The organism is Bacillus pacificus, assembly GCF_020861345.1.
GTDB lineage: Bacteria > Bacillota > Bacilli > Bacillales > Bacillaceae_G > Bacillus_A > Bacillus_A pacificus.
Genome location: NZ_CP086328.1, coordinates 3,848,646 through 3,864,132, shown reverse-complemented (window position 1 = coordinate 3,864,132; position 15,487 = coordinate 3,848,646). Strand labels below are relative to the sequence as shown.

General features: G+C 30.6%; 14 protein-coding genes. 6 read left to right on the top strand and 8 right to left on the bottom strand.

What is annotated here, in order from left to right; all coding sequences use genetic code 11:
* Nucleotides 1–75: 75 nt before the first annotated feature.
* The gene (locus LMD38_RS20080) at nt 76–1,956 is read left to right on the top strand and encodes a hypothetical protein (protein ID WP_073530311.1); all 1,881 of its coding nucleotides are present in this window, start codon (nt 76–78) and stop codon (nt 1,954–1,956) included.
* 625 nt (nt 1,957–2,581) lie between these two features.
* Here the strand turns inward: LMD38_RS20080 and LMD38_RS20075 are convergent.
* The 8 genes from LMD38_RS20075 to LMD38_RS20040 form a co-directional block, all read right to left on the bottom strand.
* On the bottom strand, nt 2,582–3,037 hold the full coding sequence (locus LMD38_RS20075) for a hypothetical protein (RefSeq protein WP_228919958.1): 456 nt from the start codon (nt 3,035–3,037) through the stop codon (nt 2,582–2,584).
* Between the two features lie 118 nt (nt 3,038–3,155).
* Nucleotides 3,156–3,677, bottom strand: a complete 522-nt coding sequence (locus LMD38_RS20070; protein WP_228919957.1) for a hypothetical protein — start codon at nt 3,675–3,677, stop codon at nt 3,156–3,158.
* A 77-nt stretch (nt 3,678–3,754) separates the two neighbouring features.
* On the bottom strand, nt 3,755–4,099 hold the full coding sequence (locus LMD38_RS20065) for a hypothetical protein (protein ID WP_228919956.1): 345 nt from the start codon (nt 4,097–4,099) through the stop codon (nt 3,755–3,757).
* Between the two features lie 78 nt (nt 4,100–4,177).
* Nucleotides 4,178–4,765, bottom strand: a complete 588-nt coding sequence (locus LMD38_RS20060) for a hypothetical protein (RefSeq protein ID WP_228919955.1) — start codon at nt 4,763–4,765, stop codon at nt 4,178–4,180.
* 357 nt (nt 4,766–5,122) lie between these two features.
* Entirely contained in the window at nt 5,123–5,494 is a 372-nt protein-coding gene (locus tag LMD38_RS20055; protein ID WP_144660135.1) for a DUF2513 domain-containing protein, read from the bottom strand.
* Between the two features lie 54 nt (nt 5,495–5,548).
* A complete protein-coding gene (locus LMD38_RS20050) occupies nt 5,549–5,971 on the bottom strand; it encodes a hypothetical protein (protein WP_228919954.1) in 423 nt (140 codons plus the stop codon).
* Between the two features lie 143 nt (nt 5,972–6,114).
* Entirely contained in the window at nt 6,115–6,351 is a 237-nt protein-coding gene (locus LMD38_RS20045; protein WP_144660138.1) for a hypothetical protein, read from the bottom strand.
* Between the two features lie 139 nt (nt 6,352–6,490).
* A complete protein-coding gene (locus LMD38_RS20040) occupies nt 6,491–6,691 on the bottom strand; it encodes a hypothetical protein (protein WP_228919952.1) in 201 nt (66 codons plus the stop codon).
* 340 nt (nt 6,692–7,031) lie between these two features.
* Between LMD38_RS20040 and LMD38_RS20035 the strand changes: the two genes are divergently transcribed.
* The 5 genes from LMD38_RS20035 (at nt 7,032) to LMD38_RS20015 (ending at nt 15,437) form a co-directional block, all read left to right on the top strand.
* A complete protein-coding gene (locus tag LMD38_RS20035) occupies nt 7,032–8,780 on the top strand; it encodes a DEAD/DEAH box helicase family protein (protein WP_228919950.1) in 1,749 nt (582 codons plus the stop codon).
* Nucleotides 8,781–8,877: 97 nt separating this feature from the next.
* On the top strand, nt 8,878–9,438 hold the full coding sequence (locus tag LMD38_RS20030) for a hypothetical protein (RefSeq protein ID WP_228919948.1): 561 nt from the start codon (nt 8,878–8,880) through the stop codon (nt 9,436–9,438).
* A gap of 583 nt (nt 9,439–10,021) precedes the next feature.
* Entirely contained in the window at nt 10,022–11,305 is a 1,284-nt protein-coding gene (locus LMD38_RS20025) for an MBL fold metallo-hydrolase (protein ID WP_144660145.1), read from the top strand.
* Nucleotides 11,306–11,350: 45 nt separating this feature from the next.
* Entirely contained in the window at nt 11,351–12,880 is a 1,530-nt protein-coding gene (locus LMD38_RS20020) for a Hachiman antiphage defense system protein HamA (RefSeq protein WP_098015880.1), read from the top strand.
* 13 nt (nt 12,881–12,893) lie between these two features.
* Nucleotides 12,894–15,437: a DEAD/DEAH box helicase gene (locus tag LMD38_RS20015; RefSeq protein WP_228919944.1), complete on the top strand. Its 2,544-nt coding sequence runs from the start codon at nt 12,894–12,896 to the stop codon at nt 15,435–15,437.
* Nucleotides 15,438–15,487 lie beyond the last annotated feature (50 nt).

Here is a 15,487-nt window from a genome sequence, read left to right as displayed (position 1 = left end):
TTCAGAAGCTGATGAGGTGTTTTATAATTCAAATATGTAGTAGCAAAAAATTAGCATTTAAATAAGGTGGAGTGTATGAGAAAATATTATAATTTAGATGAAATACATAAGTCTATAAATAACAAAAAATTCAAATGTGATGTGCTATTCATGTTTCAAAATGAAGGGTTAGACAATACAATTGATTACATAAAAGTATCGGGAATTTGTTTGAATAAGTACGGAAAAAATAAGTATAGGAAATATCTAGAAGAGATATTGGATGAATTGAAAGGACTATTAAGTGATTCTGAGATTGAAAAGATATTAAACTTAGAAAATGAAATCAAGTTATTTCAAGAGTTGATTGACAAAAATATTCAGTCAATGAATGATGTGATGAACTATTCTTTTTTTCAGAGTAAACATTTACTTGCCAATCTACTTGTTATGGGGCAAAGAATGGCCAATAGCGTAATATCCCAGAGTTCGGTCTTTACTTCAGGCGTATATGAAATAGGGATAGAGGCTTATTCGAAGGTATTATGGTATGTTCTTTTTAAAAAGAAATCGAGGATAACCAGTAATTTTGATTACTATGAAAGTATAGATAATCATATGGAGACAATACTTGCTAATGCTGCTATCGATTTTCAACTTGGTAATTTGATAGACGATTGGCAATTTGCTGGCACGAAGATTTTTAGAGATAAGAAAAAAATAAAAATTAGAATATCAGATGATAAAATGAAAGTTGATATTGCAAAAAACAGATACTTAACCACATTAGAAGCTAAGATGTCCAGGCAAGCCATAGAAAGTTACTCAAAAGGGTTTTCTACAACAAGAGCGCTTTTAAAAGATCTATACTTGAACTATGATAATGATCTTGAATTTATTAAACATTTTTTAAACATAGAAAATCCTACACAAATTGTGGATAATACTATCGGGATAAGTTTAGAAGATTTATGTCAGACTTATTTTAGTTTAAAAGAACTAGCATTCCAGCATAAAGTGTCTTTTGAGAGAAACATGGAATTAAGAAATGACTCATTTGAACGTAATATAAAAGTGTGTCATTATAATGAAATCTATAATCTTTTAGATTCAAAAGGAATATCTAGGGGGAAAATTAGTGAATTAATTAGATTAATTACGTTCTCTAAGGAATCTGAGAGCATTTTTGAAACTCCTCTTATTCAAATAGATGAAAATAGATATGCTATAATTCCTCAAATAACGTTTACATTAAATATAACTAGCTCAATAATGAGACTAATGTCTAAAAAATCTATCTTAAGTGAAAAGGGTTATGGTTATGAAAAAAAATTGAGGAATCTAGTAGAGAAAAATACTAATTTAAGATTTCTTACTAACATTAAGGATACTGATGATAAATACGAACTTGATGGAGTATTTCATATGGGAAAAACCTTGTATCTGTGTGAAATAAAAAATTTCTCCCATATAATTAATTCGTATGAATACTATAAACTGAGATTTAAAATTGATGAAGCACTCAATCAAATGGAACGTATTTCTGATTTTTATACACAAGCAGACAATCTCTTGGATTTGTGTAAATATTTAAACTTGAATGTAAGTGACATAGACCAAATTAAGAGAATCATTGTAATTTCGCCTTTTTTAGGTGAAACAATCAATAGAAACGAAATTAACGTTACTGAAGGTATTCTAATGAGGAACTTTTTTAAACAAGTTTACCCTAAAGTTTTCGAAACTTCTGGAAATCAGTTGAGATCATATTCGACTATAAAAGAGTTTGTGGTATACGAGGAGAATGGACTAACAGATAAGAATTTTAATTTACTCATGGAAGAAAACCCTTACATAAAAACTGAAAGGAAACGATTTAAAAAGGGGTTTAAAACATATAAACCATGGAATATGAGTATACAGTTTAATGAATTAAAACAGCCAAATATAAGTTTTAAAAAAAGAGGTAATTTATAGAGGGATGGTTCGAGTATTACAGTTGGAAATGCTTCAATCAAATTATATTGATAAGCTAGCTGATAAATTATCAATCAGAACAGATAAATTAAAAAGGTATTAGATTAATCGCACTTTTCATACTTATTTGAAGGTGGAACAGATTTAATTGAGCTTTATTAAGAATTATTTATCTTGAAACAAAGTAATGTATATAATAATTCATATTTATTGTTAAATTTTCGCTAAATCGTGCTTTTTTAATCTAGAAATAAAAACAACTTCTATTATATTGGCTTTATAAATAATAAATAGACTGTAATAGCTGCAAAGAAAAGTGTGCTTTTGTATACAGGTGAAGATGGATTTATTATAATTACAGTATTTGTATATCGATATTGCTCTGTTTTATCTATTCAATTTTTATTTATAATGAAGAAATGCCGAAAAGTAAGCGCAACAGACCCCCCCTTGACTATCAAGGGGGCATATGATCCCGACTGGCCTCGAACCAGCGACCTCCACCCTGTCAAGGTGTGACAGTGAATGTGGGGTATCATTATATGTATAATTGTTGATAACTCTACTTTTCCGATAACTCTATTAACACAATTATACATATTTGATTGACACCCTACAAGGGATTTTAACAACAATATTTAAATTGATAACCAGCAGGGTGTCGCTTACTGTTTTTTAAATAATATTGGATCGTATTCCGTGGAATGCTCAAGTGTCGACTTGCCTCGGAGATGGATTGGAACATGATTTCTTTATGTTCATTCATTGCAACAATCCGTTTTTGTTGTTTTCGATATGCCATTTTCCAATTTTCATCTTTGGAAATAACAACACAATTTTGAAGTGAATACATTTTTCCGCCTTTTAAATCTTTATCTAAATGATAATCAGAGCTATATAATAAATGCCCATTGAGCATTCGGTTATCAATGTCATAAACGAAGTTATCAAAATCATGCCAAGGTTTATTAACCGTAACACCTTTAGCACCATAATATTTGTAATTTCCGTTTGTTTTGCAATAACATCTATCCTTCATATTCTTCCATGTTTGATATAATGGATGTTTCTTTTTATTCATTTCTATTCCTCCGAAATTTGACCGTTCAGATTCGGCTGTATCGTATTTTAAATTCATTTTAATGTTATTTATCATGAATACATTAAAATCCAATACTCGTCCGTTTGATATATTTAAATCAATCAACGTATTTAAAATGATATCCAGAGCTATGTGTATTACATTTTCTTAAATAATTGTAAACATTTTGATCTGTCATATTAAATTTTCTTCCAACATCAGCAATAGAATGAAATTCAATTTTTTTAGAGCCCCTAATGGCTACAATCAATCGTTTGCTGTCTTTACTTTGGTTTATACTCCTTTTGAATCGGGCGCACGATTGGCACAATGGCAACGTTTCATTTGTAATATACACATGATATGTTTTTTCGCATGTATCATTGCAGTCAACGTTACAACATTTTGTTGTAATTTTAGACCGTACACCTAAAATTGCTCCTGTAGAAACAATTTCAAAACCACACAAATTCATATTGTTAATCATTATTTCAATCGACATTTTGCTTGATGTTTCCAACAAATCATTTTGTTTAGCGTATTTTACATTTGGGATGTGTAGCACCATTTCTTCTTTTTTTTCTAAAATCCAATGTTCTGGGGTTTTATATGTTTCAACGATTGGTGATAATTTTTCCATTTCGATCTTCTCCATTTCATTTTATAATTTGTTTTTTATTGACCGTCAACCCATGGAGTCAACGGTCATGATTTATATTAAGCAACTGATTTTTCTATATCTTCTACCGTTTGAATTACCTGTTTGATTTTTGCAACAATTGATTCAATATCCGAACTGTCATGCTCATGTACTAAAGGAACATGCTCTTCAACCGCATCCATAGAAAATAATACGTCCATATCATAAAGTCCATTGTTTTTTGCAAGTAATAATACGTTGATTCTCCCAAACTTTTTGTGCATGATTAACTGCAATCCTTTTCCGAACGCAACACCTTCAAAATTTAAACCTTCACGCCCCATTAATACATCAAGCACATCTGAAAGCTCGTCCACTCGTTTTTGTGTTAATTTTTGTGTTTTCTTTGTTAATTTTTCCATTGTTATTTCTCCTTTTGGTTTCATATAATTTTATTTTCATAGTATCTACCAACCCGCTAAGGTCGGTGGTCATGTATTTTAGAAATCAGGTGCATCTTCATGTGCAATATCAATCATTGGTATTGGTGGTGCTTCAGGAATCATAGGTAACTTTTCTTTTTTTTCAGTCTTTTTAATGGGTTTTCGTGTACGCTTTTTAGCAGGTTCTTTGGCTTCTTTTTGTAATTCCGCAATCACTTCTTCACGAATTTTTTGTCTGTATCGTTCAGCACTTTGTTCACGTTCACGCTTCCACATTTCTTTCTGTTCCAACTTTGCAAGCACCAATTCATCAATGTTATTGCAAATACGAATCATGTTATTCACGATTGTTTTTGCTCCCACACGCTTAATTTTATCGAGGAAGACCAAACCGATATGTCGCCCATTTTCGTCACGCAATCCACTTCTGTAAAATTCTGTTTCAAGAACATATTGCCCATTTTCAACCCAAATGTTGAATGTAATATCATCATTTGTATCGACATATAAAGAAGTATTGCGATAAGCGCTCACCAGATAGTCCATTTTTTCAAGTTCTAAGAAAAATGCCATTTCCTTAAATGCTTTCATTTGTCCTTCATATTTTCTTTCCAATTTTGCTTCCATCACTTCTAAGTTTTTCATATTAACCTATCTCCATTTCATTTTTTGTTTTATTTTTTGTGATTTCGTCTATCACACAACTATTATATTGATGTAGTAAAAAATGTAAGGCAGCCAAATAGACTTTTCTCATTTTTATTTTTTCTTTCATAGTAATGTATCGTTTAGCGTTCGTTTTTCTTTACACGGCTATTGTAGTGTAAAGTTTTCTGATGTAAACCAAAAAATGAAATTTTTTTTAAAAAACTTTTTTGAAACGAGTTTCTTCATATGTATAAGAAAAATAGGTATCTAGCGTTGAACTAGATACCTATCTTTTTGAATATTAATATTCAATACATTTTATGGAAATGAAAAAACACCCCCGTAGGAGTGTTCTTAAAATCCGATTAGCGCTTTTGCTGATTCAACTAACAAATCTTTTACAATTTCTAATGGTAAACTACTTAAATCCAGTCCCTTAGATTCTGCTGTTTCTTCCGCTTTTTCCCATACTTTATCACTTCTAGCAGCATCTAAAAAATCATGTCCTTGCCATGTTAAACTCGTTATATCAATAATGGCTCCATCAAATGTATGAATTACGTTCCCATCAATCAAACCTGCGTTAATCATTAATTCCAAATGGTATTCGATTTCATCATTTGAAAATTTTCCACCTTCTTCAGCGACAAAACTGAATCCACCTTTTGATTTATCTTCTTCAATTTGAATCAATATATCACGTACAAGTTCCATATTTCGTTTCATATTGTCAAGTCCTTTATACTAATATTTTTCATTATAGAAACAGTTTGAAACGTATTATACAATTGTTAAAATCTTAATCATTTCTTCTTCATCTATATCTTCGATATTTTCCCTCCAACGATAGTTAAGTTTCTTCCTTTCTTTCAACTTTTCTAGCAAATATTCAACTTCACAATCGGATTGGTAACCGAGTGATTCACAAAAATAACTAAATGAAAAATACCCTGTATATCGACTCTTAAATGATCTTAACTTTTCAATGATTCGCTCTTCATTATCTTGATAAAAGCTCCCCAACAATTCTTTTCCTTTGTCAGTAAATTCTTCATTCCCATCATCATCATATGTGTAATTTAATTCTCTTAATTTTTTTGCAAGCTCTGGTTGTCTTCCTAAATAAAGATAGGGAATGTAATATTTCGTCAAATATCCTGTTTGTCGTATTAAATGTATTAATATCTCATTTTCCGTCATCATTTTCACCTCATTTAGTCTCATTCGCCCATGAGACTAATCATCATTAATAATATCTTTTTTGAACTCCATATGATTACATTCTTGATTTCGACAAATAATGGTAAACTCCTTCAAATAAAATAAAAAACGCCACGAAGGACGTTTTATTTAGATTCTTTTTTACATTTATTTACCATCAATTCAATAGCCGAATCTTCCGAAAATGTATCAAGGTGACTCCATTTTATTTCTGCTCTATTGAATGTTGTGTAAGCATACCCATAAAAACCTACTTTATCAACGTATGCTAATTTTATTTCCCAATAGTATGTGACAACCATACTACTAGTTTGTTCTACTGTTTCTATATGAAGAAAACTTTTGATCTCATTCTCAATCATTTTATCACCTCCAACCCTACCTCTATTCGACAAATGGTTATAAATTCCTCCAAGAAAATAAAAAAAGGAAGTAGTGCTTACCGACTACCTTTTCACTTCATATCCTTTAACCATTCTTCTCGTTGAATCCGATGTTCTTTCATTTTCCGTGTCTTTCTTGATACAATCTTTCATCACGCTCAACTATGGCAATCATGTCTCTTATCAATTCAGGTGTTTCTACTAGAGCATATACTTGGAATCTACGCATTGTATGATGTAAATCGTGTCCCATTTTTATCAACTCCATAGCGAGCGTTTTTTTGTATATATTTTTCAATGGTGGTTTTTTCTTTTTCATTCGTATTTCTCCCCATTTCTGTGTCTTGATGTACATAAAATAGAGTCGTCAGTGCTCCTATTGCTGAATGAACATTTTGTCTTTTCATTTTTAATTTAACTCCTAATTCATTCCATTTTATGTATTGTAATACATTTGGGGTGATTCTTAAATAAGAATCGAAAAAAATTCGTGGCTAAGTTTACATCGCAAAACTTCTCAATATAATAGCGGTGTTATGTAAAAACGAAACGGAAAAATTTTAAACAACACGGACAATAAACGCCCAAGAGTTTGAGAAACTATTAATAGAAATCTAAATTTTGTCCGTTTACTGTCCCATAGACGGAGGATATATATAATGAAAAAAAATTACATTACAGATGTTATAACCAAAGAAAATGTGGAAGATATTTTAAAACCAGGATTCAGCCTAATCGCCTCACCCACAGGAACAGGCAAATCAACATTTATCATCGAGGATTTAATCAAACCGATGTTCAGGAATAAAACGTACGGATTTGGAAGCGGAAAGTATCACGATTTCGCCAGCGCAAATTCATTGTTACTTTCTAACAGAACAGCGGTACGGATTAAGACCGAAGAGGATGTAACGAATTTATATGAAAAAATGGGCATCTTCTCATCGTCTAGTGTCGATGTAAACAGTTATCAAAAGGTATCAACAACAAAGAAAACAATTGATGATATTGACGAAGCAGACGTTATTATATGCGATGAATCGCATTACTTCATTGCAGACGCTTGGAATTTAACAACTGTTCGTATCATGTTAAAACTTATTGAAGTAGCAAAAACAAAACCTGTTATCCTGTTTACCGCAACGCCACAATTGATTTTCGAATATTTCAAGTTCAGAAGTCTCCATTTGAATACATTCTTGGATTACCGCAAAGAACTTGGCTGGGAAAACAGAATGGACTTCATTTGCTCCAACAAACCATTAAAGGAAATCCTGAAGGACATTCCTAAAGGTGAAAAATGGCTAGTGTTTGTGGAAGATGGCAAATCCAGAAAAATGATAAAAAGATTATGCGAACAATTAAACGGAGAAGGATATAATGTGGAATATTATCATTCGATGTGGATCCAAACACGTGATGGTAAATTTACTGGTCAAAAAGATGAAGAAATGCAGGATAAAATCGGATTGTTGGTACAAGATAAACGATTTACAACTCAAGGAGCACTTGCAAATAAAGCGATTGATAATGGTATTGATTTAAAGGACAAGGACTTGAAACATATCATCCTCCTAAATCAATTTGACCATGTGCAATTACAACAGATGATAGGGCGCAAGCGATTTGATGTAGACGACGAGGACGACAGATTAACAGTTTGGTTCACGACTGAGAAGAAACCAGTTTTAAGCAACACATACAAAAAATTAAACGATGCAATCGACATTTGTGTTAAATACAAAAATTATCACGATGATATGATTGATAAATTCCGATATTCAACTAAGGTGGAATTTGAAATGAATGAAGTAGAGTTCACCGCCGAGAAATTAGAAAAAATAACTTTGGAGAAAGTGTACAAGATGTTCTTGGAGAAATATGAAGACGAGGAAATGGAAGAAAGAATCGTAGCATTAAAATTGAATCGTCACCACTTACAAAATGAGCATTATGTGGGATTACTAACATTCCAAAAAAAATATATCACTCCGTTATTAATGGAACATCAAATAGAAGAAACAGATGGAACAGGAGCTTCAAAATCTGTTATGAAAAAGCCCATTGTACGCAATTATCAAACTCTAGTAAAAGAATTGTTCGGACGCTTATCCAAGTTGTTATGGTCAAGCACTTATGATGCAAAGCATCAAGAATTTAACAATCGTATAGCAACTGAATTAACACCGTACTTGGGATCACTTGAAGGCATCCCACTGATGAATGAAATCAAGCGAGATTTTGAAGCACAAATCAGTTATTACTTTGGAGCGTCAAAAAAGAGTGAGAGATTAGCAAGTTTTACGAATATCAACAAATTTATAGAGGAACATGGTTTTAAAGTCAACCGAATACGTAAAACGATTCATAAAGAAAAAACAACAATTTGGACGATTGAAAGAACATAAATCGTACGGGACACAAGACGGACATTTTTTGAATTTGTATTAATACTTTTTAAAAAGCATGTCCGTTTACTGTCCGTAATAAAAAGGAGAATGGATCATGGAAGAAAACGTTAAATTAGCAATGAGTGAAGCAATGATGGCAAATAAAATTACAGAAGTGTTTGCGATACTAGATAAATATAATATTGACTCTGGAGAAGATTATATGATTATACGATTATTTGAGGAATCCGAGGAAGCAAGCAAAGAAGCACGTGAACGTACCAAGCGCATTGAACAAAGTAGAAAGATTGCCCGATTAAAAAAGAAATACGGTTATTTACAGGATCTGTTGGATAATCAAGTAGATGAATTCTATGCACACCTATTATATGAAAAGAAGCCGAATGATATATTCAACACTCGTTACGAACATCTTGTAATTGAGTGCTCGCATAAACGACGTATCAAACGACAACAGGTAAAACAGGAACAACTATTCTCACGAGGTCTAATCAAGAATAAATACGATGACCGAACACTGGAAGAAGTTTATTTAACATATGCAGGTAACTATGGATTCGGTTCACATACAGATGAAACATATCACATATTAACCATATATGAAGCAAAGCATTGTAAAGCATGTGAGCATTTAATTGAATGCAGATGCAAATAGTAAATTAAATAACTATGTCTTTGAGTGCTCGAGAAATGTATATATATAGTATAAATGAAAAATACGGAAAATATAGAAATGTCAAGAATAGCAATAAATAGAAATATAGCCCCCTGTACCTCATTTTTATTTTGATAGGAGGGTCAAAGGACAGGGAGGTGGTCCAAAACTAAAAAATTCAGCCCTAAAACTAAAAAAATCCAGAAAATGACGACTTTTGAACATGGAAAATTGCGTAGAACCGCACCACTAATGGGTTTCTATCCTCCACTTGGATGAAAAATATGCAATTTTCATGTCATTTTTGTGCGGTTTTTATGCAAAAAACTATAAAAAGTTGCATGTTTTATAGTTATATATTGATTTTATAAAGTTATTATCATGATACTTAAGAGCTTAAAATTTAATCAAATTTATTATATAAACTTAAAAATGGATTTATATAACAATAAAACTTTATAATTTATGGCATAATAGGAATAAATTAAGCTTTTATAATAGATAAGGATTGTATAAATATATTAAATAAAAATACGGAATTATATTTTGATATTATCTTTAATTAAATAAGGATGGAGTGCTTATGATGAACGAAATAGAAATAAAAATGTTTCCTGCTTCATATGGAGATAGTTTTTTAGTTACTTGTAAAGGTGAAAAACAAACTCATATATTAATAGATATGGGTTTTAAGGGTACATATAATAAGACAATAAAAAAGGAACTTAAAGAGATCAGTAAAGAAGGTGGGAAACTATCTTTATTGGTTTTTACACATGTCGATGAAGATCACATTTTAGGTGGGATTAAGTTTCTAGAGGAAAATGGAGATGTGAATAGTCCAAAGGTAATCGAAGTTGATGAAATTTGGCACAATAGCTATAAACACTTGCAATTTGAGAAAAAAAAGCTACTTCAAGAGAAAGAAGAAATGAAAGAAAGTTCAGAAGAAATGTTGACTAAAATAATTCAAAAAGGTCATGGTAAAGAAAACGGTGTAAAAGAAGTGTCAGACATAAGCTTTGAACAAGCCTGGACATTGGTAGGGGCACTTGGCAAAAATGGATATACAGACAGATGGAATAAAACCTTTAATAATCAAGCGGTTTCAGTAGAGAAGAGTGATAATACTTTAAGAACAGTTAGTATTAATGACGAAGTTAAAATAACTATTCTTTCACCTGATGAAAAAAAATTAAAGGAACTGGATAAAGCGTGGGAATCAAAATTGGTTGAATTGGGCTTTAAAGATAAAATAGAAAGTAACGAATTAATGGAAGATGCTTTTGAAATATATATGGCAAATTTTGTTGATAGTAAAAAGAAATCACGTAAAGTAAAAAAAGTTTCTGGAGAAGTAGATATTGATGCTATTGCTAATCAAGATTTTGAGCCAGATCATAAGCCAGTGAATGGAAGTTCAATAGCGTTTATATTAGAACTAGGTGAAAAGAAAATACTTTTTTTAGGAGATTCTCATTCGGAAGCGATTGAACAATACTTAAAAGAAATATTAACAAAGAGTGGGCAAGAAAGAATGTATTTTGACGCTGTTAAAATATCTCATCATGGGAGTAAACATAATACTAGTAAGGAACTATTAAATTTGATTGAGACAAAGAACTATATCATTTCAACCAATGGAAGAGGGAAGAATTTCTATCATCCAGATATAGAAACATTGTATAGAATTATTAGTAGTAATAAAGAAAAAAAGAAAAAAATTATTTTTAATTATAAACCAACTCGTTTATTTAACAGAATTAATAATCAAGAGTTACAGGATAATTATAATTTTGAAATAGAATACACTAATGATTCAACAAAAGGGGTTATTAATGAAACTACCAAAATTATTATTAAGTAGTTTTATTAACAGTGACTAAATAATTATTGGAGGAACAATATAAGCATGAGTGAAATTTTATATCATATCACTGCAAAGTTGTTTTGCAAACAGCAAGCTACTGCATTTTTAATTAACGAAAAAACAGCTATTACAGCAAGACATGCAGTTACAGATAATATTGAAAATCAAACACCTATTAGATTGGAGTTTTATGGATTATCTGAAGGTCAGGAAACAAAGGAGGTCTTTGCATCAATTATTGGAGAAAGTAAAAGATACGATGTGGCTATTTTACGTCTAGAGAAATCAGTAAAATCATTAGAATCTTGGCCTAATTTAAGTAGTCAGAAAGTAAATCTTGAAGATAATTGGGAATGTGTGGGTTTTCCTGTAGAGTGGGATTCTGGAGAAGGAGGAAGTAGATTTTGCTACATAAAAGGAGGGATATATCAAGATTCTAGCTTTGAGCAATTGGTTAAATATGATTTGCATTTGGATGGTACATATATAAATGATGGCTGGGATGAGAGTCTAAAGGGATTATCTGGATCCCCTGTCATGATTAATGGTGAAATTAAAGCAATTGTTGTAGTGGAAGAAGATAGTTTTATAAAGTCTCCAATTAAGTCAATCAGTATTAATAGAATAGTGAATTTTCTTGAACAATATGAAATCAAATTTAATAGTTCATTTGGACCTAAGAATAATTTAATTAATAGTCGGCTTGATTCTCAAAGAAATAAATGTGAAGAACTTTTTAAGAAGGTTGATTATTATGGAAGCAAGCCGGATGTTGATTTATTAATTAGTGCATATTATTTGAAATATAGCAAAGATGGTACTTCTCAAATGAAACAATTTTCAGAATACCTTGCAGATTCAATTTCAGATTACGCATGTACTCTTGCCGATTTAGAAAAATTAGAAAAGCGCATTATTAAACCGCTTCCTATAATTAAAAGGACAAATCAAGTAATAGGACAAATTCAAGGTCAGGAAAAATTGGGGGCTATAATTCTTTGGATGTTGGTTGAAGGCATACTAGGTGCACCTAAGGGGTTAAAGCGAATAAGTATTGATGACGAACATGATGTTTTCAATGAATTGCATATTGGAATGAATACTGATTATAAATTAGTTTTATATTTGGGCGAGGGTAAGTTAAAGAGTGATTTAAAAACAGCAGTTCATGAATCGATTCAATCTTTAGGCAAAATTATGAATATGGATAATGATATTTTTTATCTTGATGATTATTTTTACGACCAAATTGATTCAAGTGAAATTAAAAAGTTACTTAGTGATTTTAACAAGTTTGATAGAAGCTGGGATGATATTGTACTAGAACTTACTGTTTTTACGGGATATGACTCAGACTTATTAAAGAAAATTGAACAAAGGGGATTACCTAAAGAACATACGGAGGCTTTTCTTGAACAAAAATATATAGAAGAATGTATAAAAAACGAACAAATTATATGTGAAATGTTAACGGAAAATTCTCCTATTAAAAATATAAAAATTAATTGGTTTACAATTCCGTTTAACACAATTGAAGCTTTTGAAAATCTATTTTTTACTGAAATTACCTAAGAAGGTGAATGGGATGAATACTGAAAAATTAATAAATCAATTGGATCGGGAAACTCTATTAATTTTGTTAGAAAGGCTAAAAAAAATACAAGTTCAAAGAGATTTATTCTCAAATGTAACAGAACATTTTTCAAAATCGGAAATAAAAATATTGGCGGAAGCTGCAAACATGCTAGCAATGTCTAGTGATGACCAAGATAAAATAAAAGCTCTAGAGATTGCTATTTCGTTGCCTCAAGTAATGTCCAGTAAAGGGGTCTTATTATGTTCGTTTCTAACATTAAGAAAACTAGGGAATTTTCCAGCAATAAAATTACTTGAAGATATAACTGGAATAAGTGAGTATAAAGATCTTTTAAATGGCATTACCGCTTTTGAAGAATATATTTTTGAAAGCTTTAATGAAAGGGAAGTTATTAACAAAAAATATTTATTCACAGATTTTCAAAATGCTGTTTATGACAATTTTTATTCATATAATGGATTTAGTGTTTCTGCGCCAACTTCTGCTGGAAAATCTTTTATTTTTATTAAAAATATTTTAAATTTTATTAACGCCGAAAAGAAAAGTGTAACGGTTATCTATATTGTCCCAACAAGAGCGCTAATTAATCAAGTTATGAACGATTTGTTAGGAGAAGTAATGGATTTAGAATTAAAAAATATATATATTGGATGTTCTTCAGAGATTGAAAATGTTTTGAAATATCCAGAAAAATCTAATATATTGGTGTTAACACAAGAAAGGCTATTTCAACTTTGTACACAAGAAAATGTTGAAAAACTAAATGTAAAGTTGATTATAACTGATGAAGCGCACAATATTCAAAGTGATGGTAGAGGGATATTGTTAGAAAGCGCGCTTAAGAGTGTACAAGCTATATTTCCTAAAGCAAAATTATTGTTTTCAAGTCCGTTGGTTAGTAATCCAGAAAAGTTCTTAACTACATTTAATATTGAAAACGGAAATAAAGAAAAAAATAATTTTCCATTAGTTAGTCAAAATATCATAAAAGTTAATAAAAAATCTAAGAAATTACATATTAATGTTATTTATCAAGATAAAGAAATAGAGATTTGTGAAATTCCTTTTCAACTTAAAAGTAAGGCAAAAGCAAAAGTTCTTGCAAATATTGCTCTTGAGTTATGGAATAATAATACCTCAATAATTTATTCGAGTGAACCTATGTTATCAACAGATGTGGCGAGAGAATTAGTGAACAGTGGCCAATTTCCGGAGTTAAATGATGAATCTTTAAATGAGTTCGCAGATTTTATCGAAGAGTTTATTTCAAAAGATTATGAGCTGGCTCATTTTATTAGATGTGGGATAGCATTTCACTTTGGAGCCCTACCGCCAATAATTAGGTCTGGTATTGAGGAGTTATTTAAATCAGGTGCCTTAAAAATTGTTAGCTGCACTTCTACATTGTTGGAAGGTGTAAATATGCCCGCAAAAAATATATTTATGTATAAACCTGAATCGGGGCAAAAACCATTGGATAAACTTAATTTCTGGAATTTAGCTGGCCGAGCAGGTAGGATGGGGAATGATTTTTCAGGTAATATAATACTTATAGATCTTGAACAGTGGGATATAAATCCTTTAATGGGTGTTCGATCTTTCCCTATTATTCCTTCCTCTGAGTCAAAATTAATTAATGATGTTAAAAACTTCCGAGATTATATTAATGATAGGAATAAGCCATCTGGAATAGATGACTATAATGAGCAGTTGGTATCGATGGTGGTTCGAGATAGAATTTTAGGAAACAAACTAGCAGATTCTTTATATAAAACAAATTTGAATGAAATGGATTTAAATGAAATAGATTTTATAACTGAAAGAATTATTACTGATTTTATACCTCCACACACCCTTTTAAAAGATGTACAAGGGGTCATGCCAGATCGAATAAATGACCTTTGGAAGTTTTTCGAAAAAAATAAATCTGAGTATAAAGAGTTAATCCCTTTGTATCCAGTTTATCTAAATGATGCAGGTTTTGAACGGTTTGAAAAAATTATTATATCGATAAACCAAATCTTTATGAATAATACTATTTGGAGTGATAAATTCATTCAAAAAATATCTATTACAGGATATAAATGGATGACTGGTTATCCATTATCTACTATTATATTTTATAAACCATCTTTATATTCTTTAAAAGAAAAAAAATTAACAAGCTTTGTTAAGCAACAAATTCATTTTTTAAATGACACAATTAGATATAAAATGGTGAAGTATTTTCAAATATATCTTGATGTCTTAAAAGTATTTTTAGAATCCATAAATAAAAAAGAAGAAGCAGAAAGATTAATTAAAATATCTTCATTTTTAGAATTTGGAGCTTGTTCAACTCCTGCACTTGAATTTATGGCAATAGGACTTCCAAGAGAGGCAGCAATAAGGTTAGATATAGAATTTGGTAAAAACCATAGGGTGGAAGATCCAAATTATTATTTAGAGTGGTTAAAATCTTTAGATGTAAATGCTTTAGAAATGCCAAATTATTTGAAAAAGCAAATAGTTCAGGTTCAACAAATTCTTTAATAATATAAAATAGGTGATTTACATAAAAGACAGAGTGCAACGTACAGTTC